The 18,794-nt window shown below is 74.0% G+C and carries 17 protein-coding genes, 1 tRNA gene and 1 riboswitch; of the genes, 13 read left to right on the top strand and 5 right to left on the bottom strand.

Features of this window, described 5'->3' with window-relative positions; genetic code table 11:
* The first annotated feature begins 533 nt into the window (after positions 1 to 533).
* The 7 genes from OP86_RS25295 (at position 534) to OP86_RS25260 (ending at position 8,679) form a co-directional block, all read left to right on the top strand.
* A complete protein-coding gene (locus OP86_RS25295; RefSeq protein WP_030255576.1) occupies positions 534 to 2,111 on the top strand; it encodes a TROVE domain-containing protein in 1,578 nt (525 codons plus the stop codon).
* Positions 2,112 to 2,374: 263 nt separating this feature from the next.
* On the top strand, positions 2,375 to 3,610 hold the full coding sequence (gene lhgO, locus OP86_RS25290; protein ID WP_030059559.1) for an L-2-hydroxyglutarate oxidase: 1,236 nt from the start codon (positions 2,375 to 2,377) through the stop codon (positions 3,608 to 3,610).
* A 55-nt stretch (positions 3,611 to 3,665) separates the two neighbouring features.
* On the top strand, positions 3,666 to 4,496 hold the full coding sequence (gene trmB / locus OP86_RS25285) for a tRNA (guanosine(46)-N7)-methyltransferase TrmB (RefSeq protein WP_030059558.1): 831 nt from the start codon (positions 3,666 to 3,668) through the stop codon (positions 4,494 to 4,496).
* Positions 4,497 to 4,612: 116 nt separating this feature from the next.
* Positions 4,613 to 5,977, top strand: a complete 1,365-nt coding sequence (locus OP86_RS33925) for a PrsW family intramembrane metalloprotease (RefSeq protein WP_078588448.1) — start codon at positions 4,613 to 4,615, stop codon at positions 5,975 to 5,977.
* 72 nt (positions 5,978 to 6,049) lie between these two features.
* A tRNA-Met gene (locus tag OP86_RS25270) sits at positions 6,050 to 6,123 on the top strand.
* A gap of 199 nt (positions 6,124 to 6,322) precedes the next feature.
* Entirely contained in the window at positions 6,323 to 7,126 is an 804-nt protein-coding gene (locus OP86_RS25265; protein ID WP_030059553.1) for a hypothetical protein, read from the top strand.
* A 437-nt stretch (positions 7,127 to 7,563) separates the two neighbouring features.
* Complete coding sequence (locus OP86_RS25260) at positions 7,564 to 8,679, top strand: hypothetical protein (RefSeq protein WP_030059552.1); 1,116 nt, start codon at positions 7,564 to 7,566, stop codon at positions 8,677 to 8,679.
* 16 nt (positions 8,680 to 8,695) lie between these two features.
* On the opposite strand, the gene OP86_RS25255 is transcribed toward OP86_RS25260, so the two are convergent.
* From OP86_RS25255 to OP86_RS25240, 4 genes are all read right to left on the bottom strand, one after another.
* On the bottom strand, positions 8,696 to 9,139 hold the full coding sequence (locus OP86_RS25255) for a GNAT family N-acetyltransferase (protein ID WP_030059551.1): 444 nt from the start codon (positions 9,137 to 9,139) through the stop codon (positions 8,696 to 8,698).
* Between the two features lie 50 nt (positions 9,140 to 9,189).
* On the bottom strand, positions 9,190 to 9,933 hold the full coding sequence (locus OP86_RS25250) for a class I SAM-dependent methyltransferase (protein WP_051830585.1): 744 nt from the start codon (positions 9,931 to 9,933) through the stop codon (positions 9,190 to 9,192).
* 100 nt (positions 9,934 to 10,033) lie between these two features.
* Positions 10,034 to 10,777, bottom strand: coding sequence for a sensor domain-containing protein (locus tag OP86_RS25245; protein WP_051830583.1), 744 nt, complete (start codon positions 10,775 to 10,777; stop codon positions 10,034 to 10,036).
* Positions 10,778 to 10,890: 113 nt separating this feature from the next.
* Positions 10,891 to 11,481 carry a GNAT family N-acetyltransferase gene (locus OP86_RS25240; protein ID WP_030059548.1) on the bottom strand — a complete coding sequence of 197 codons (591 nt, stop codon included), beginning with the start codon at positions 11,479 to 11,481 and terminating at the stop codon, positions 10,891 to 10,893.
* A gap of 42 nt (positions 11,482 to 11,523) precedes the next feature.
* On the opposite strand from OP86_RS25240, the gene OP86_RS25235 reads away from it, so the two are divergent.
* The gene (locus OP86_RS25235) at positions 11,524 to 12,399 is read left to right on the top strand and encodes a hypothetical protein (RefSeq protein ID WP_030059547.1); all 876 of its coding nucleotides are present in this window, start codon (positions 11,524 to 11,526) and stop codon (positions 12,397 to 12,399) included.
* A 110-nt stretch (positions 12,400 to 12,509) separates the two neighbouring features.
* On the opposite strand, the gene OP86_RS25230 is transcribed toward OP86_RS25235, so the two are convergent.
* The gene (locus OP86_RS25230; RefSeq protein WP_051830581.1) at positions 12,510 to 13,343 is read right to left on the bottom strand and encodes a M23 family metallopeptidase; all 834 of its coding nucleotides are present in this window, start codon (positions 13,341 to 13,343) and stop codon (positions 12,510 to 12,512) included.
* 12 nt (positions 13,344 to 13,355) lie between these two features.
* Positions 13,356 to 13,514, bottom strand: a riboswitch (cyclic di-AMP (ydaO/yuaA leader).
* A 197-nt stretch (positions 13,515 to 13,711) separates the two neighbouring features.
* Here OP86_RS25230 and OP86_RS25225 point away from each other — a divergent pair.
* From OP86_RS25225 to OP86_RS25200, 5 genes are all read left to right on the top strand, one after another.
* Complete coding sequence (locus OP86_RS25225; protein WP_030059545.1) at positions 13,712 to 14,002, top strand: YiaA/YiaB family inner membrane protein; 291 nt, start codon at positions 13,712 to 13,714, stop codon at positions 14,000 to 14,002.
* Positions 14,003 to 14,151: 149 nt separating this feature from the next.
* Positions 14,152 to 14,979 (top strand): alpha/beta fold hydrolase, encoded by an 828-nt coding sequence (locus OP86_RS25220; protein ID WP_030059544.1) that lies wholly within the window; start codon positions 14,152 to 14,154, stop codon positions 14,977 to 14,979.
* Positions 14,980 to 15,034: 55 nt separating this feature from the next.
* Positions 15,035 to 15,604 (top strand): TetR/AcrR family transcriptional regulator, encoded by a 570-nt coding sequence (locus tag OP86_RS25215; RefSeq protein WP_030059543.1) that lies wholly within the window; start codon positions 15,035 to 15,037, stop codon positions 15,602 to 15,604.
* Between the two features lie 449 nt (positions 15,605 to 16,053).
* Positions 16,054 to 17,181 carry a PP2C family protein-serine/threonine phosphatase gene (locus tag OP86_RS25210; protein ID WP_157849832.1) on the top strand — a complete coding sequence of 376 codons (1,128 nt, stop codon included), beginning with the start codon at positions 16,054 to 16,056 and terminating at the stop codon, positions 17,179 to 17,181.
* A 590-nt stretch (positions 17,182 to 17,771) separates the two neighbouring features.
* Positions 17,772 to 18,794 (top strand): ATP-binding protein (locus OP86_RS25200; RefSeq protein ID WP_245231825.1); only part of this gene is annotated, 1,023 nt, incomplete at its 3' end.

The following is an 18,794-nucleotide window of genomic DNA, read 5'->3' as shown; positions in this document are numbered from 1 at the left end:
GAGGTGCACCCACGGGAGCGGCCTGGCTAAGGTCTCTCTTGTCCAGGTGCGCAGGCAGAGGTTACTTCCACTTCCAAATGGGCAGGTCGCGGGTTCGAATCCCGTCACCGGTTTCGGACCGGTGTAGCTCAGTGGCCAGAGCAGCTTCGTCACCTCAGCCGCCTTCGATCTCTGGACACCCATACGTGAATAGTTTTTCCGCACCTCCCGGTGCGACGGCAGCGGTTACTTCGGTCGAGTGCCCCCAGTGGGGCGCGTTGAAGCTGAGCTCCATCGACCGCAGCCACCTTTGATCTCGGGAGGCAGTGCGCTTCGGAGTGCCCGGTGCGCAGGCGGGGGTTACTTCGGATCTTGCGGTTCCGGGTTCAAATCCCGGGCGGCTCGCGAAAGCGGGCCGGTAGCTCAATCCGGTAGAGCACAAGGCATATACCTCCGCCGACGTCGGCCGTCCCACGGCCGGCACGATCTCGGGCACCCCTCACCGCAGCATGCCTCCCTCCCACTGACACCAACAGGCCGAGGGGGGCTGTCGCATGTCCAGGTTCAACATCCGCAAGGCCAAGCCGAGTCCGAGTTCGCCGGTGACCACGACCGGGCAGCTCACCCGCAACCACAACGGCGGCACCGGCCACGTCCGGGACGCCAAGTCCGAGCTGTTCCTGCTCGCGGTGGCCAACATGGTCGGCAAGGACACCTTCTACGAGCGCGGCGGCGACCGCGACGACCGCTACACCGCGCTGGTGCGCGAACTCGCCGTCGCCGAGCCGGAGTGGACCCTCGGGCTGCTGCGCTGGCTGCGCTACGGCGCGCACATGCGCACCGCCGCGCTGGTCGGCGCCGCCGAGTTCACCCGCGCGCGGCTCGACGCGGGCGCCCCCGGGTACTCCCGGCAGGTCGTCGCGGCGGTGCTGCGGCGCGCCGACGAGCCCGGCGAGCTGCTCGCGTACTGGACCTCGCGCTACGGCCGGGCCCTGCCCAAGCCGCTCAAGCGCGGTGTCGCGGACGCCGTCCGCCTGCTCTACGACGCCCGCTCACTGCTCAAGTACGACACCGCGGGCAAGGGCTACCGCTTCGGCGACGTGATCGAGCTGACCCACCCCTCGCCGGCTCCGGACAAGCCGTGGCAGGGCGCGCTGTTCGCGTACGCGCTGGACCGCCGGCACCGGCCCGAGGAGGCCGTCCCGCCCGCCGGCGACCGGCTGCTGACCGCCAACCGCGAGCTGCTAGCGCTGCCGGTCGAGGAGCGCCGGGCGGCCGTCACCGCGAAGGACGGCCCCGAGCGGCTGGCCGCCGCCGGGCTGACCTGGGAGGCGCTGGCGGGCTGGCTGCAGGGGCCGTTGGACGCGCCGGTCTGGGAGGCCGTCATCCCGTCGATGGGGCCGATGGCGCTGGTGCGGAACCTGCGCAACTTCGACCGGGCCGGGGTGTCGGACGCGGTCGCGGCCGAGGTGGCCCGGCGGATCTCCGACCGGGGCGAGGTACGGCGCTCGCGCCAGTTCCCGTTCCGCTACCTGTCCGCGTACCGGCACGCGCCCTCGCTGCGCTGGGGGCACGCGCTGGAGACGGCACTCGGCCACTCGCTGGCCAACGTGCCCGAGCTGCCCGGGCGCACGCTGGTCCTGGTGGACCGCTCGGGCTCGATGTTCGACCGGGCGGGCGGCCCGACCGAGCTCAACCGGGCCGACTCGGCGGCGATCTTCGGCACCGCGCTGAAGGTCCGCGCCGCCGAGGCGGACCTGGTCGAGTTCGGCACCACCAGCCGGGTGGTCGAGGTCGGCCGGGGCGAGGCGGTGCTGCGGGTGCTGGAACGTTTCTCCAGCCTCGGCGGCACCAACACCGCCGACGCCGTCCGCGCCCACTACCGCGGCCACGACCGGGTCGTGATCGTCACCGACGAGCAGACCGGCCCGAACCACTGGGGCGGCGACCCGCTCGCCGCCGTCCCCGCCCACATCCCCGTCTACACCTGGAACCTGGCCGGCTACGCCCCCGGCCACGGCCCCAGCGGCGGCGCAAACCGCCACACCTTCGGCGGCCTGAGCGACGCGGCCTTCCGCCTGATCCCCCTCCTCGAAGCCGGGGCGAACGCCCACTGGCCCTGGGAGGAGTAGGGCGTGCCCGACACGCCCCGGGGGGCCGCACCGCCGTTCGCGGGTCCGGGGGGACTCGCGAACGGCGGCGGCACTCGCGGCCGGAGCCTCACGGGGCCGACCGGCACGCGAGGCCGTCCCGCGCGGCCGTCACATGCTCGGCCGTCCTGCGAGGCCGTCCTGCGAACCCGTCCCGTCCGGCCGTCACGCGGTCTCGACCCGCTCGGCGCGCCGTGGCAGCATCGGCGGCGGTGGGGGCGGCCGGCCGAGGCGAGGAGCGGGCGATGGCGGACGAGGTCGACGTGCTGGTGGTGGGCGGCGGGATCGTCGGGTTGGCCACGGCGTACGCACTGACCCGGGAACGGCCGGGCCTGCGGCTCGCGCTGCTGGAGAAGGAGCCCGGCTTCGCGGCGCACCAGACCGGGCGCAACAGCGGGGTGATCCACAGCGGCGTCTACTACCGCCCCGGCTCGTACAAGGCCCGGTTCGCCGTCGCGGGCGCCGCCGAGCTGGTGGCGTTCTGCCGCGAGCACGGCGTCCCGCACGAGGTGACCGGCAAGCTGATCGTGGCCACCGACACCGCCGAGCTTCCCCGGCTGGCGGCACTGGCCGAGCGCGGGCGGGCGAACGGCATCCCGGTCACCGAACTGGACCGGGCCGGGATCGCCCGCCACGAGCCGGAGGTGACCGGCCTGGCCGGGCTGCACGTCGGCACCACCGGCATCTGCGACTTCCCGGCCGTCGCCACCACCTACGCCCGACTGGCCCGGGAGGCCGGTGCCGAGCTGCGGCCGGGCACCGAGGTACGGGCGGTGGCGCGGCGCAGGGACGGCGTGACGGTGGGCACCACCGGCGGCGAACTGCGCTGCCGGGTGCTGGTGAACTGCGCCGGACTGCACAGCGACCGGATCGCCCGGCTGGCCGGGGACGACACCGGGGTGCGCATCGTGCCGTTCCGCGGCGAGTACTACGAACTGGCCGAGCAGCGCCGGGACTTGGTGCGCGGCCTGGTCTACCCGGTGCCCGACCCGGCCTTCCCCTTCCTCGGCGTGCACCTCACCCGGGGCATCCACGGGGACGTCCACGTCGGCCCGAACGCGGTGCCCGCGCTGGCCCGCGAGGGGTACGACTGGCGCACCGTCCGCCCGCGCGACCTGGCCGGCACCCTGGCCTTCCCCGGCGCCTGGCGGATCGCCCGCCGGCACTGGCGGTACGAGCTGGGCGAACTGCACCGCTCGCTGTCCAAGCGGGCGTTCACCACGGCCGTACGGCGGCTGCTGCCCGCCGTCCGCGCCGAGGACCTGGTGCCGGCCGCCGCCGGGGTACGGGCCCAGGCGGTGGCCCGGGACGGCTCGCTGCTGGACGACTTCGCCTTCGCCGGCTTCGACCCGGACGACCCGCGCTCCCCGCGCCGCGCGGTGCACGTACTGAACGCCCCCTCCCCCGCCGCGACGGCCTCGCTGCCGATCGGCCGGGAGGTCGCCCGGCGGGCCCTGGCAGCGCTGGAGGCGGGCGGATGAGCCGCATCACACACCCCGACGGGCGCCCCGGGCGGCCCCGTAGACTCGGGGGATTGTGACTGCCACCGCCCCGATCCCCCAGCCCTCGCCGTCCGCCCGGCTGTCCGCCGCGCCGGCCGCCTACCCCGCGCCGATGTACCCGCACAAGGCCACCGAGGCCCAGCACCGCGAGCGTCGCATCCGCAGCTTCCAGCCGCGCCGGGGCCGGATGACCAACGCCCAGGCGAGCGCCCTGGACCGCAGCTGGGAGACGTACGGCATACCCATCGACGGCACTCCGCTGGACCTGCGGGAGCTGTTCGACGGGCTGCCGGTGACGCTGGAGATCGGCTTCGGCATGGGCGAGACCACGGCCGCGATGGCCGCCGCCGACCCGGCCATGGGCATCCTCGCCGCCGACGTGCACACCCCCGGCCACGGCAACCTGCTCGGCCTGCTGGAGCGCGATGGCTCCGCGAACGTCCGGACGGCCGCCGGGGACGCGGTGATCCTGCTGCGCGACATGCTCCAGGACGCCTCGCTGGCCGGCCTCCGGGTCTACTTCGCCGACCCGTGGCCCAAGCCCAAGCACCACAAGCGCCGGCTGGTCCAGCCGTCCTTCCTCGACCTGGTGCTGCCCCGGCTCGCCCCCGGCGCCCTGGTGCACTGCGCCACCGACTGGGAGCCGTACGCGGAGCAGATGCTGGAGGTGCTGTCCGCCTCGCCGGAGCTGGAGAACCTGCACCCCGAGGGCGACGGGACCGGCTGGCTGGAGCCCGCGGACCACCCGGACGGCAGCATCCCCGGCTACGCGCCGCGCCCCGGCTGGCGGCCGGTCACCAAGTTCGAACGGGCCGGGATCGCCAAGGGCCACGTCGTCCACGACCTGCTGTTCCGCCGCCGCTGACCTGCCGTCAGCCCTTCGAACGGGCGGCCGCGCACTGACCGCACGGGCGGGCCGCGGACGGACGATTCGTCCCGAGTCCTCCCGGCGGGCGACCCCCGTGGCCTACCCTGTGCCGCATGGGCAGCCCGTCCGGCGGCGGGCCCCGGCCGACCGTTCGGGGGACCGTTCAGGCCGCCGCCGACGCACCTGAGACGGCCCCGCGCACCGGTGACACCCGGACCATCCCGGGGCCCCGGAGGCGCCGGGCCCACCGCCTGCTGTCCCGGCCGGGCGGCGCCGCACCGCCCGCCGGGAACGCCGCACCGGCCTCCGCCGCCGCGACCGCCGTGCCCGGGACGCCCCTCGCGCCCGGGACGCCGTCGGGCCGCAGCCGCTCGGTGGCGCTCTCCTCGGTCACCGCGACCGCCGTCCTGACCCTGATCGGCTGCGGGGTGCTGATCCTGCACCTCGTCCAGCGGCAGACCGGCACCGCCGGCCTGCTGGTCGGCCTGGGCCTGGCGATGGTGCCGCTCCCGTTCGTGCTCGGCGGGCTCGCCTGGCTCAACCTCACCGCCCGGGTGCCGCTGCGACACACCGTGTTCTGCCTCGGCTGGGGCGCCTGCGCCGCGACCACCGTCGCCATCCTGGCCAACAACTGGACGGCCAGCTACCTGACCAGGCACCAGGGCTCGCTCGGGCGGCTGCTCGGCGCCGGCATCGCCACCCCGGTGATCGAGGAGAGCGCCAAGGCCACCGCCCTGCTGGTGCTGCTGCTGCCGCTCGGCCAGCGGCTGCGCTGCCACGGCCGCCGCACCGGGCGCCCCTGCGCGCCGCTGCTGCGCCGGTCGCCCGCGCCCCAGCGCCCCCGCCCGTGCCGGCGCCGCCCGGCCGGGCCGCACGCCCGGGGCCGACTGCGGCTGCGCCCGTACCTGCGGCCGCTGCCCTACCTCTGCCCGGCCCCGCCCACCGGCGGCGCGCCGCACCGCCGCTCCCGGCCGCGCACCCTGACCGCCGGGGTCGTCCTCGGCGGGATGACCGCCTGTGGCTTCGCCTTCGTCGAGAACGCCCTCTACCTGGGCCGGGCCTTCACCAGCGACCAGCGGCAGCGGCTGGACAGCATCGGCCTCGGCGATCCGCCCAGCCTGCGCGACTTCGACAGCACCGTGCAGACCTTCGTGCTGCGCGCCCTGCTCTCCCCCTTCGCCCACCCGCTGTTCACCGCGCTCACCGGGATCGGCCTGGCCGTCACCCTCACCACCGGGCGGCGCTGGCTCGCCCGGCTGGCCGCGCCGACCGGGCTGCTGCTCGCGATGGTGCTGCACGGCACCTGGAACGCCGCCGCCGACCTCGGCACGCACGGCTTCCTGGTGGTGTACGGGGCGCTGATGGTGCCCTGCTTCGTCGCGCTGGTCTGCTTCGCGGCCTGGGCCAGGACCCGCTCGGCCCGGTACGCGGCGCGGGGCGGGCGGCGGCCCGCCGGGCACCGCCCGGGCGCGGCCTGAAGCCGCCGGCGGGGGCCGCCGGAGAACCGATTTCCCATCTCGGTGACTTCCACGTATTGTTGTGTTTACCGACGCGGGGTGGAGCAGCTCGGTAGCTCGCTGGGCTCATAACCCAGAGGTCGCAGGTTCAAATCCTGTCCCCGCTACTCAGTAGCACCGAAAGGCCCGGAGGATCCGTCCTCCGGGCCTTTCGCGTTCCCGGGTACGGGGAAGAGCACGGTCCTGCCACGAAGCTGTAACGGCGACCGAATCGAAGATCCGCCGTCAGACGCCTGACCCATACTGATGAAAAATTCATCCGATTGGGGGGGAGGCTCGGGCCACCCCCGGGACAGGAAGCACCACATGCTCTCGAAGCGCCTGGTCAGCACCGCCGCGATCTGCCTCGTCCTGGCAGCCGGCACCGCCGCTTGCGGCGACAACAAGGGCGACGGCAAGAGCGACGCGAAGGCCGACGGCGGCAAGACGGCCGCCGCCACCCAGAAGCTCGACACCGACAAGCTCAGCGCCCAGGACATCGAGAAGCAGGCCAAGGACGCCCTGGCGAGCGCCACCGCCCTCAAGCTGGTCGGCGCCATCGTCAGCGACGAAGGCAAGATGGAGATGAACCTGGCTCTGGACAACAAGAGCCAGTGCACCGGCACCATGTCGATGCCGGGCATGGGCAGCTTCGAGATCATCCGCGACGGCAAGACCTCGTACGTCAAGCCGGACAAGGAGTTCTGGACCAACATGGGCGGCCCGAACGGTGCCAAGGCCGCCGAGCTCTTCAAGGGCCGCTACCTGACCGGCTTCGAGAGCGACCCGTCGATGAGCTCGCTCACCAGCGTCTGCAACCTCGCCGAGTTCAGCAAGAAGATCACCGAGGACGACAACAAGAGCAGCAAGGTCGAGAAGGGCTCCGCCGGCAACGTCAACGGCGTGAAGACCTTCAGCCTCAAGGCCACCGACGACAAGGGCGAGGTCTCGACCATCAGCGTCGCCACCGAGGGCAAGCCCTACCCCGTCCGGATCGAGCACACCGGCGCCAAGGACGGCAACGGCCAGATCGACTTCTCCGACTTCGACAAGCCGCTGACCATCCAGGTCCCGTCGGCCGACAACACGATCGACTTCACCAAGTTCAAGGACCAGTTCAAGACCGCCTGAGCGACGGCGCCGGCCTCCGACGGGGGCCGCGAATAATCCGTTGCCCTCCCCTCGGTGGGCTGCCTACAGTGGCGGCACACTGAAAGGAGGTGATCCTGAATTGAGTTCCATCAGGATGCGTGAGGTGGCTGCTCGCTAGAGCCGCCCCTGCCTGCGCAGGGTGAGGCCCCTGGCCTCCGGCAGGCGAAATCCACAGCAGTCACCCGGCCCGCAGGCTCACCGGTACATCCCCGGTGCCTCGGCGCCTGGCCAGTGCACGGGCCGGCGCGGAGGAGCAGCCTGCGGGCCGTCTGCGTCTCTCCCCCTCTCTCGCCGTGTCGCAGTCGGGCCCCCGCGTCGTAGCCGGGGCGGGCCCGGGGCGTTTCCGTGGTGGGGCCCCGGCGCTAGAGTCTGCGCGGGGTTCCGGAGCGGAGCGGCGCGGGCACAGGGGGTAGGCGATGGCGAAGGTGCGACGGCCGGGCGGGTCGACGCTGCGGACGGCGCAGCGGGGTGCCGCCGGAACACTGGCCGGAACGGGGCTGACCGGGCTGCTGCTGTTCTCGCTCGGCCGGGATCAGGTCTGGCAGGCGCTGGGCGGCGGCCTGGTGGTGGCCGGGGCCTCGGCGGTGCTCGGCGGCGGGCTCGGCTTCCTGTTCGGGGTGCCGCGGGTGCGCGGCGGCTCGGGCGAGCCGCAGGGCTCGTACGCGCCGAACACCAATCTGGAGCAGGTCTCGGACTGGCTGACCAAGGTGCTGCTGGGTGTCGGGCTGACCCAGCTCGGCTCGCTCGGCGAGCGGCTGCACGACCTCGGGTCGGCGCTGGCGCCCGTGCTCGGCGGGGGTGACGCCGCGGTGCCGTTCGCGGCGGCGCTGGTGCTGTACTTCCTGGTCTTCGGATTCCTGGCGGGCTGGCTGGTGACCAGGCTCGCGCTGCCGAGGGCGCTCAACGACGCCGACCAGGCACTGGACCTCTTCCTCGCCGGGCAGGACCGCGACCGGCACGGGGACAAGGTGGGCGCGGACGACCTGCGGGTCCGCGCCATGCAGCAGCTCGGGCTGCTGGGCGGCAGCGCCGATCACCCCGCCGCGCTGGCCGCGCAGTTGCCGCCCTCCTCCGGTTCGCCGTCCGGCCCGGAGACCGTGGTGGCCGAGGTCCGCTCGACCGCGAAGCGCTCGGCGCTGACCGCCGACCAGGTGCGGGCGCTGTTCACGGACGGCTCCGAGGGGCGGCGGATCCAGGCGCTCGCGCTGATGCAGGGCGATCCGACGCTGGCGGACCTGGAGAGCGTGCTGGACGCGATCCTGCACCCGCGCTCGGGCTTCGAGCAGTACCACGCCCTGCTGGCCGCCCGGGGGCTGCTCTCCCGACTGCCCGCCGCCGATGCGCAGCGGCTGCGGGACGCGGTGACGGCGCAGCTGGTCGACCCGCAGGGCATTCCGTACGGGTCGGACCGCAGTTGGCTGGCGGAGAAGATCCTGTCCCGGCTGCAGGCGGTGGCCTTCGTCCCGGCACCCGCGCCGACGTCGCCGGGAACGTCAGCGTCGTCGGCCTCGCCGGCTGGGAGCGGCTCCTAGGTCCGGCCTTCGCCGGTCAGACGGTGAAGCGCAGTTCGGGCTGTTCCCAGGGGGTCTTGGGCTGCGGCGGCCGGGTGCCGGTGCGCCGGGCGCCCATCCGCAGGTAGAACTGCTCGGCGGGCGGGTGCGACACGACCTTGACGGCGGCGATCCCGGCCTCCCGGGCGCGGTCGAGCATGTCCGCGATCAGCAGCCGCCCCAGGCCCAGTCCCTGGGCTTCGTCGGCGACGAACATCAGGTCCAGCTCGGCCGGTTCGCGGATCAGCGCGTAGAAGCCGAGCGGCCGGTCGTCGGCGTTCACGGCCATCCGCACCTCGTGCCGGGCGAGGTAGTCGGGCGTCACCCGGTAGCCGTCGATCATCGCGAAGTACGCGCCCCGGTAGGCGCCGGAGGCCTGGATCAGGTCGGTGAGCCGGTCGGCGTCGACCGCTTCGGCACGCCGGATCGTCGTCTCGGTCATGCGGGCGAGTATATGAGTACTAGGCGCCAGTGACCATTACATCGCGGCGGCTACCGGGCCTCCGCCCGACCGCGGCGGTCCGCGGTCCGCAGCACCAGGACGCGGTGGGTGCGGCCGCCCTCGGCCACGGGGAGACGGTGGACCTCACTGGCGATCCGCCGCTCGCCGAGCGCGTACCGCAGCGGGTCGAGGTGGCCGCAGCGGCGGCCGTACCCGTCGCACAGCGGCTGGACGCGGACCTCGCCGTCCGGGGAGGTGACCCGGACCAGCTCGGCCAGCGCGGCCAACTGGCGCTCCGGGCCGAACAGTTCGGGGTAGGCGAAGAGCAGGTGGCCGCTCAGGGTGAGGGCGAAGACGCCGTCCGCGAAGGGCAGTCGGGGCAGCTCGGCGGCCACGTACCGCTGCGGGTGCGCGGCGGAGTCGGCGGCGAACAGCCGGCGGGCGCGGTCCCAGCTGCGCAGGTAGCGCTCGGCGCGGTGGGGGCGGGGCGCCGGGTACGGGTAGAGGTGCGGGCGGGCGGCCATCGCGGCGGCCATCGCCGCCCGGGCGGCCCGGGCGCGGGCCGCGACCACGGGCGGCGGCAGCGCGTACGCCGGGTCGGCGGCGATCACCCGGCAGCCCAGTTCCCGCGCCTCGGCGGCCAGGCCGGCCGCGCCGCCGGGGCAGTCCAGCAGCGGCCCGGGCAGGGCGGCGAGCCGGGCCCGGGTGAGGCCGAACAGGGCGCAGTACTCGTCGAGCGGACGGGAGGTGACCAGGACGTCGGGGGGTGCGGGGGGAATGCCGGGGGCGGCCACCCGGTCATCCGAACACGGAGCGGCCCCGTCCGCATCCGGAGCGCGGACGGGGCGGGGCCAGGCCGGAGCCGGGATCGGGGGCCGGGGCCGGGATCGGGTGTCAGGCGCCGAGCAGGCCCTGGGCGGCAGCCCGGTTGACGTTGGTCAGGCCGCGGACCAGCTGCGCGGTGAGGAACACCAGCAGCACCCCGGCCAGCGAGAACCCGGCGATCTGCCACGTCCCCTCGATGTAGTAGACGTGCTGGACGTGGTGGCTGTCGGTGAAGTCGAACACCAGGTACCCGCGCCAGGAGGTGTAGGTCGGGAAGACCCAGTGGTAGACCGGGTAGAGCGCCATCGACCAGCCGAGCAGCAGGAACACCAGCGTCATGGCGAAGCTGAAGATCGCCCAGGGGAACATCACCACCTGGTACAGCGCCGCCTTCCAGCCCGACCCGTCCGCCAGCCGCGCGGTGATCGCGCCCCAGTTGCCCGGCCGGACCTGGCGCACCGGCTTCGGGCCGGGGACGTCCAGGGCCAGCATGCCGCGCACCCGGGCCCGCTCCAGCCGGCCGAAGCCGCGGGCCGCGATGGTCAGACCGGCCAGCACGGGCAGGCCGAGGGCGGTCACGAAGGTGCCGAGGCCGAAGCAGAACAGGGTGATCGCGACGGCGAAGCCGGCGATCGCCACCGGCAGGCCGGTGAGCACGTAGCCGATCTCGCGGTAGTAGTGCCCGGAGAACGGGGCGATCCAGAACGGCGGCGGCTGCTCGGTCCGGTGGGCCCCGGCGGCGGGGCGGGGCTCGTCGCCGTAACCGCCCAGGACGTCCCACTCGTGATCCTGCGTGCTTCGGCTGCTGCTCATGTCCCGGCCCCCGGCCCCTCGTTCTGACGGTCGTTCGTGTTCGTTGACGTCGTCCAGTCTGGTCGAAGCGCCGGTCGGCGGGGATCCGGGGGCCTGGCGGATCGGGGGTGGGGTTAACCCCCCTCCCCGCCGCCGGCCACCGCGCCCGGCCACTCGTCGGCGAGCAGCGAGTAGCGGTACGAGTCCGACCAGGCGCCCGCCTCGAACCGGTCGTGCCGCACCCGCCCCTCCAGCCGGAACCCGAGCCGGGTCAGCACCCTGACGGAGGCCGCGTTGTCCACGTCGACCCGGGCGGCCAGCCGGTGCAGGTCCAGGGTGCGGAAGGCGAAGTCGCAGAGCAGGCCGACGATCTCGCCCGCGTAGCCGCGGCCCCAGACCTCGCGGACCAGGACGTAGCCGAGGTGCGCGGAGCGGAAGCCGCCGAGGGTGAGCGAGGCGTGTGCGATCGGCGTCGCGTCCTGCGGGTCCTCGGCGTCGGCGAGCCTGGTGACGGCGAGCCGGTAGGTGTCCCGCTCCTCGGCCATCGCCTCCTCCAGGTAGAGCCCGATCTGGTCGGCGCAGGTCTCGCGGTCGCACGGCCCGAAGGGCAGGTAGCGGGTCACCTGCGGGTCGCCGAACAGCGTGTGCAGCGCGTCCACGTCGCCCTCGGTGTGGTGGTACTCGCGGATGGCCAGCCGGGGGCCGCGGAGTCGTACGGGGACCATGGCTGCCGACCCTACCCGCGCCCGGCGACTACCGTTCGGACTATGAACGACGAAGACCTGCGGCTCGCCCCGCGCACCAGGGCCGCCGACCTGCTCGCCTGGGCGGCCGAGCAGGACCGCGCGCCGGTGGCCGAGGGCCCCCTGCGCACGGTGCTGGCGCTGCTGGAGCTGGGCGAGGGCAGGATGCACGACGGCTGGCCCGAACTGACCTCGAACGCGGTGGAACACCTGCTGTACGAGCGGCTCCACCTGTACGTCCAACCCGCGCCCGAGGAGGACCCGCTCGCGTACGGCGACGCCGTCCGGCTGCTGATCGACCACCAGCGCGCGGCCCGGCGGCTCAACGCCAAGCGCCAGGAGCGGCTGCACGAGGAGGCCGAGTGGCAGGGCGAGGTCGCGGCCGGGCTGCTGCGCCGCGCCGACCTGGTGACCTGGCCCCGGCTGTACGCGCTGCTGCTGCACGCGTACGGGGTGGACGTGGCCGACGCGGAGGCGGTGCGGGCCTGGCTGAGCGGCTTCGCCGAGCTGGCGCAGGAGGAGCGGACGGCCGCGTACGAGGCACTGGTGCCGGCCGGCTGGCTGGACGAGCCGGACGCCCAGGGCTGGGGGCCGGGCCGGCTGCTGTCGGTCGGCATGGCCACCGACGGTGCGCGGCGGCTGCTGGAGCAGGGCCTGATGCGGCGCAGCTACCGCAACCTGGCCGAGCTGACCGCGCTGGGGCGGCCGATGCCGGACGAACTGGCCGGGGACTTCGGGCAGTTCGAGGAGGCGGCGGCCGGGACGGCGCTCGACCTGTTCGGCGAGTGGACGGTGCCGGGGCTGCCGCGGCTGCTGGTGGAGGAGTTCCCGGAGCTGGCGCCGGAGCCGGGCCAGGAGGAGATCGAGGCGTACCTGGCGCAGCTGCCCGCGGAGGAGTGAGCCGTTGCGCGGGAGCCCCCGGCCGCCCTGGCGACCGGGGGCTCCCGCGTGAGCGCTCGGGTGGGCGCCGGGGCGTTCCCTCGTGGGCGTCGGGGGCTCCCGCGGGAGTGTCAGGGGGTGAGGCCGCGCTGTTCGAGCCAGGGCTCCGGGTCGACCGGGGCGCCGCCGCCGGGGCGGACCTCCAGGTGCAGGTGCGGGCCGGTGACGTTGCCGGTCGCGCCGACCTTGCCGATCTGCTGGCCGGAGGTGACCTTGCCGGAGCCCTTGATGATCGAGGAGAGGTGGCAGTACCAGATCTCGGTGCCGTCGGGCAGCGTCTCGACGATCCGGTAGCCGTACGAGCCGGACCAGCCGGCCGAGGTGATGGTGCCCTGGCCGAGCGCGTACACCGGGGTGCCGGTGTCGGCGGCGAAGTCCAGGCCGGTGTGCAGGTTGGCCCAGTAGCGGGCGCTCTGGCCGTAGTGGGCGGAGAGCCGGTAGTCCTTCACCGGGAGGGTCAGGGCGGCGGCGGCCTTGGCCTCGGCCTCCTCGGCGGCGCGCTTGGCCTCGGCCTCCTTGGCGGCGGCCTTGGCCTCGGCCTCCTGCGCGGCCTGCACGCGGGCGCCCTCCTCGGCGGCGGTGCGCTGGCTGTCGGCCTGCTGCTGGATGCGGGCGGCGAGCGCGAGGCCGGGGTCGGCGGCGAGGGCGACCGGGGTCTCGTCCGGGGCCTCGACGGCGGGGGCCGCGGCCGGGGTGGCCGAGGCGAAGCCGGTGGCGCCCAGGGTGGCCGCGACGGCGGTGACGCCGAGCAGCGGGGAGGCTCCGCGGGCCTGACGCGGCATCCGGTGGCGGTTGGTCTCGGCCTCCGGGCCGAAGGCCTCGGGGCCGTCCGCGCCGTGGTGGTCGAGGAGCTGGGTACCGGCTGCGGGGCCGGCCGGGTGTGCCGGGGTGTGCGTCGACGCCACGGAGGCGCGCTCCTTTCCTTCCTTCGCGCCTACCGGGTTAGCTGACGGGTTCGGAGCAGGAAGGTCTCCTACGGCCGGGCCGGGGCCTAGCCGATTCACCCCAAGGAACGTGGTTCCCCGGCTCCCTGACCTGCCCGGAGGCCGGCCGGTGGGATTAGGCGACGGCGCACGGTGCCGTCTGGGTACGGCGTTGACGACCGCGCTGCGTTATCAAACGTTAATCCTAGGAGGCTCTGATTCCAAGCCATCCGTCCGGGACGGCTGTGGAGCAGGTGATCGGACGTCAACGAACGACCCCTCAATGCGAGCACTTCACCTGAGTACTCCTACTCATGTGCGGCCCGATCGGGCGGCCCCATCCTGGCGCCATGAGCCAAGCGATGCAGAAGCACACCACGGCCGCCTACTACGTCCAGGCCGTCCTCTCCTTCGCCCTGTCGGGCACCGCCCTCGCCGTGGGGATCGCCTACCTGCCGGTCGGCGGCTGGACCAGGGCCTTCCTCGGGCTCGGCCTCCTCTACACCGTCACCTCCGCGTTCACGCTGGCGAAGGTGATCCGGGACCGGCACGAATCGAACGAGATCGTCAGCCGCGTCGACCAGGCCCGGCTGGAGAAGCTGCTCAGCGAGCACGACCCGTTCAGGGTGGAAGGGGCCTGAGGCGCCGGGGGCCCGCCTTCCGCCCCGGGGTCCTGGGTCCTGAGTCCTGGGTCCGGACGAAGGCTTGACAGCTAAGGCTATTAGCCTTAGCTTTATGGCTATCGGCAGCACCGCCGATACCTCGCAGCGGCGGACCGAGGAGGACCACCATGAACGGCACCAGCACCCCGAGCACCCAGTACCTCACCGTCCCCGGCGGACGGATCGCCTTCGACGACACCCGGCAGGGCGACGGCACCCCCGTCGTCCTGCTCCCCGGCATGCTCGACAGCCGCGCCGCCTACCAGCACCTCCGCCCGCTGCTCCTCGCCGCCGGCCACCGGGTCATCACCATGGACCTGCGCGGCTTCGGCGAGTCCTCCATCACCTGGGACGACTACACCCCCGCCGCCATCGCCGGCGACGTCCTCGCCCTGCTCGACCACCTCGGCATCGAACGCGCCGTCCTCGCCGGGAACTCGTACACCGGGGCGACCGTCGTCAAAGCCGCCGGGGACGCCCCCGAACGGGTCGCCGGGATCGCCCTGATCGACGCCTTCGTCGAGAACCCGCCGCCGGGCGCCCTGATGCGCGGCGTCATGGGACTGATGGGCGCGGCCCTCGTCCACTGGCCGGCCACCTGGGGCTTCTACCTGCGCCGGATGGCCTTCCCCGGCGCCAAGCCCGCCGACTTCGACGCGTACGTGAACGGACTGGTCGCCGCACTGCGCACCCCCGGCCGCAAGACCGCCACCCGCGGATACGTCACCGGGGACTCGGCACCGACCGGCTTGACCGCCGCCGTACGGTGCCCGGCGCTCGTCGTCATGGGCAGCAAGGACCCCGACTTCCCCAAGCCCGAGCTCGTCGCCGACCGGCAGGCCGCGGCGCTCAACGCGCGGAAGGCGATGATCGAAGGGTCCGGGCACTACCCGATGGCCGACAACCCGCAGGCCACCGCCGACGCCCTGCTGCCCTTCCTCGCCGAACTCGGCTGACCGCCGCGCTCCCCGCTCGATCCCTCGCCCGACTTCCGTACGGAGAACCGAAGCCATGCCCCGCGTAGGACTGACCCCCGACCAGGTCGTCGACCACGCCCTCGCCCTCCTCGACGAACAGGGGACCGAAGCCCTCACCCTCGCCGCCGTCGCCACCCGGGCCGGGGTCGCCACCCCCTCGCTGTACAAGCACGTCAGCGGCGGGCTCGCCGAACTGCGGCGGCTGATAGCCGTCCGGGTCACCGACGAACTGGCCGACCGGCTCGCGGAAGCCGCGGTCGGCCGCAGCGGGGACGACGCCGTCGCCACCGTCCTGCGCGCCTACCACGCGTACGCCACCGAACACCCGCACCGCTACAACGCCCTCCCCCAGGCCCCGCAGCCCGACGACGACCTGGCCCGGGCGGCCGGCCGGCTCGTCGGCGTGATCATCGCCGTCCTGCGGGAGTACGGCCTCGACGGCTCCGAGGCCATCCACGCCGCCCGCACCGTCCGCTCCCTCGCCCACGGCTTCGCCTCCCTCACCACCGCCGGCGCCTTCCAACTCGCCGAGGACCTCACCACCACCCACGACCGCATCATCACCACCCTCACCACCGGCCTCCGCGCCTGGCCGGCGCAGTAAGCCGAAGGCCCCGCACAAGAAGTCGGCCCACCGCGGCGGGTGGGGCTGACCCAGGGGAACGCCGCACAGGAAGTCGGCCCCGCCGACTTCTCGTGTCCACCGCTGCGGGAGAGGCAAGCGCAGACGCGACCAGGCTGGGGGTGAAGAAGGAGAGGGCCGCGCAGGAAGTCGGACCCGCCGACTTTTCACGCCGGCCGGGCGCGTGGGCAGTGGCGCGAGCAGGCTGGCGGAGGAGGTGGACCGCGTAGGAAGTCGGAGCGGCCGACTTTGCGGGCGAAATAGGTGGGAGCGGGGGTTGGCGGGTGAGGCCGGGGGGTGCACGAGGAGTCGGGCCCGCTGACTTCTGGTGTCCGGCGCTGGGGCGGGGCGGGTGGGGGTGGAGGGGTTAGTGTGGCCGGGCTGATTGGTGGTCATGACCGGGGACCGCCCCCCCTGGCCGGAGGTCGTAGGTGCCCGCACTGATAGCGAGGGTGCGGCGGTGGTACGGGCGGCTGCTGGACGGGGACGTACGGGCCGGGCGGGTGGCGTTGGGGGTGCTGCTCGGGGGGACCGCCGTGTTGAGCGTGCTGCCGATCCTGATGCCGTACGGGTGGCCGCCGTCGGCGCTGGTGCTGCCGGTGGTGGGCGGCGGGCTGGTGCTGCGGCGCGGGCAGTTGCTGGTGCTGGTGTGCGCGGCGGTGGCGGGCAGTGTGCTGGGGGCGGCGCTGCAGGACCCGCTCGGGGTGCGGCTGGGGGTGACGGTGGTGCTGGCCACGACGGGGGCGACCGTGCTGGCGGCGAACCGGTTCCGGCACCGGCTGGGGCTGCGCGGCACGCAGGGCGACTCGATGCTGCTGGAGCTGGCCGAGCACAACCGGACGCTGGCCCGGCTGCCGGAGCGGCTGCTGGACTGGCACTTCGACAGCGCGCTGGCCCCGGCCGGCGGCGCCTCGTTCTCCGGGGACTTCCTGCTGTGCGCCCACCGCCCGGAGGAGGACCTGCTGGAGCTGGTGCTGGTGGACGTGTCGGGCAAGGGCAGCCGGGCGGCCGCCCGCTCGACCCACCTGTCCGGCGCCTTCGCGATGCTGTTGGGCCGGGTGCCGCCGGAGGCGTTCCTGCCGGCCGCCAACGACCACCTGGTCCGGATGGGTTGGGAGGACGACTTCGCCACCGCCGTCCACCTGGCGCTGCACCCGGCGACCGGCCGCTACCGGCTGTTCAACGCGGGCCACCCGCCGCCCGTGCGGTACCGCCGCGGGGGCGGCTGGGAGTCGTCCGAGCACGGCGGCCCGGCGCTGGGCCTGGTGCCGGGGGCGCCGTACCCGGCGGTGACCGGGCGGCTGGGGCGCGGGGACTCGCTGCTGCTGTTCAGCGACGGGCTGGTGGAGGTGCCCGGCCGGGACCTGGACGAGGGGGTGGGCCGGCTGCTGGCGGCCGCCGAGCCGGTGGTGCGCGCGCACCGGACGCAGCAGCAGCCGGACCGGGGGGCGGCGCGGCGGCTGGTGCACGCGGTGGCGGAGCACGTCGCGGACGACCGGACCCTGGTGCTGGTGCGGCGACTCGGTGACCATCCACCGTCCGGGGAAATGGGGTATTAAGAGTTGGCGCCCCCTCCGCGGACGGGAACCGGGCACCGGACCAGGGCCGGACGGCGCTCACCGGCGAGGGGTCCGCGCTGTACCTGCTGGATTCCGCCGGGATGCTCCGGCTGACCGCCTCGCACGGGCTGGTGGAGGACCGCGAGGAGGACTACGACGAGTCGGTGCAACGGATGCTGGGCGGGCTGGAGTTGTGGGCCCGGCGGACCGGGCCGGGGCAGACCGGGCCGGGGCGGATCGGGCCGGGGACGGCGCTGGAGCGGCCGGCGGACCTGCTCGCCCTGGACGTGACCGAGCGCCGTTCCCGGCCGGACGACGTGGCACTACTGCTCCTGCACCGGACGTCGCCCCTTCCGCGACACCCTGCACACACGCCCCACACATCCCGGGAGGTCATTCGGCCACCAGGTGCGGCCGGGAGGTTCGGCGGCGGGCCGGGCCGGAGGTTCCGAGGCCTCGTCAGGCCCGCGGTGGGGGGCGAACGAGTCCGGATTGAGGCCGGATTGACTCGATATTGACGAGATCCGGTCACTTGGCGAGATCCGTTCACACCTTCGTAGGATCATCACCCTAGAATTCGCCGCGTGACGATGACTCAGTGGTCCGTAACGGCAACCGGCGTGCTCGCCGTCCTCGCCCTCGTGGCCGCCGCGCGGTACCGCGCCGTGTCCGTCACCCACCGCGGCCGCGCCGACCGGCTGCAGCAGGAACTCGCCCGGCTCCAGGAGCAGCTCACCGCCGAAGTCTGCCGCCGCGGCGCCGAACTGGCCGCCGTCCACCAGGAGCAGGAACTCACCGCCTCCACCCAGCGGGCCTTCCTCAGCGTCGCCCGCCGGATCCTGGTGATGGCCCACGACCAGCAGGCGCTGCTGGACGAGATGGAACGCACCCACGACGACCCGGCCCTGCTGGAGGGGCTGCTCAAGGCCGACCACGCGGCCGCCCAACAGGCCCGGCTGGCCCAGACCCTGGCCGTGCTGTGCGGCGCGCGGGCCGGTCGGCACTGGCCGGAACCGGTCACCCTGGAGGACGTCGTCCGCGGCGCCCAGTCACGCATCCTGCCGTTCCAGCGCGTGGTCGTCCGCAGCCGGATCGAGACCGCGGTGGTCGGCGCCGCGGCCGAGGCCCTGATCCACGCCATCGCCGAGCTGCTGGACAACGCCACCCGCTACTCCCCGCCCAGCACCCAGGTGTTCGTCACCCTGATGCCGGTGCACAACGGCGCCGTCATCGAGATCGACGACGGCGGCGTCGGCATGCCCGAGCAGGCCGTGACCAAGGCCGCCGCCGCGCTCGCCGGCGGCAGCACCCTGGAGGTCTCCCGGCTGGGCGAGGTACCGCAGTTGGGCCTCGCCGCGGTCGGCCGGCTGGCCGAGCAGTACGGCTTCCGGGTCACCCTCAGCTCGGCCCCCTCACCGTACGGCGGCGTGCGCGTGGTCGTCCTGCTGCCGAACGCGCTGCTCACCGAGCCGCTGCCGCCCACCGTGCCCGGCCTCGGACCGGACGACCGGGCGTTCACCCCCGATCCCCGACCGGCCGCTCCCTCCGGCCACCCCCTGCTGGAGCTGTCTCTTATACACATCTCCGAGCCCACGAGACAGGCAGAAATCTCC

The organism is Streptomyces novaecaesareae (genome assembly GCF_000716875.1).
Taxonomy (GTDB): Bacteria; Actinomycetota; Actinomycetes; order Streptomycetales; family Streptomycetaceae; genus Kitasatospora; species Kitasatospora novaecaesareae.
The sequence above is the reverse complement of the archived record's forward strand: the minus strand, read 5'-3'. Positions and strand labels throughout refer to the sequence as shown.

Bases quoted from the DNA above. Each gene is read 5' to 3' on its own strand.
- OP86_RS25295 (WP_030255576.1), top strand. From the start codon at position 534: ATGTCCAGGTTCAACATCCGCAAGGCCAAGCCGAGTCCGAGTTCGCCG.
- lhgO (WP_030059559.1), top strand. From the start codon at position 2,375: ATGGCGGACGAGGTCGACGTGCTGGTGGTGGGCGGCGGGATCGTCGGG.
- OP86_RS33925 (WP_078588448.1), top strand. From the start codon at position 4,613: ATGGGCAGCCCGTCCGGCGGCGGGCCCCGGCCGACCGTTCGGGGGACC.
- OP86_RS25265 (WP_030059553.1), top strand. From the start codon at position 6,323: ATGCTCTCGAAGCGCCTGGTCAGCACCGCCGCGATCTGCCTCGTCCTG.
- OP86_RS25260 (WP_030059552.1), top strand. From the start codon at position 7,564: ATGGCGAAGGTGCGACGGCCGGGCGGGTCGACGCTGCGGACGGCGCAG.
- OP86_RS25255 (WP_030059551.1), bottom strand. From the start codon at position 9,139: ATGACCGAGACGACGATCCGGCGTGCCGAAGCGGTCGACGCCGACCGG.
- OP86_RS25245 (WP_051830583.1), bottom strand. From the start codon at position 10,777: ATGAGCAGCAGCCGAAGCACGCAGGATCACGAGTGGGACGTCCTGGGC.
- OP86_RS25240 (WP_030059548.1), bottom strand. From the start codon at position 11,481: ATGGTCCCCGTACGACTCCGCGGCCCCCGGCTGGCCATCCGCGAGTAC.
- OP86_RS25235 (WP_030059547.1), top strand. From the start codon at position 11,524: ATGAACGACGAAGACCTGCGGCTCGCCCCGCGCACCAGGGCCGCCGAC.
- OP86_RS25225 (WP_030059545.1), top strand. From the start codon at position 13,712: ATGAGCCAAGCGATGCAGAAGCACACCACGGCCGCCTACTACGTCCAG.
- OP86_RS25220 (WP_030059544.1), top strand. From the start codon at position 14,152: ATGAACGGCACCAGCACCCCGAGCACCCAGTACCTCACCGTCCCCGGC.
- OP86_RS25215 (WP_030059543.1), top strand. From the start codon at position 15,035: ATGCCCCGCGTAGGACTGACCCCCGACCAGGTCGTCGACCACGCCCTC.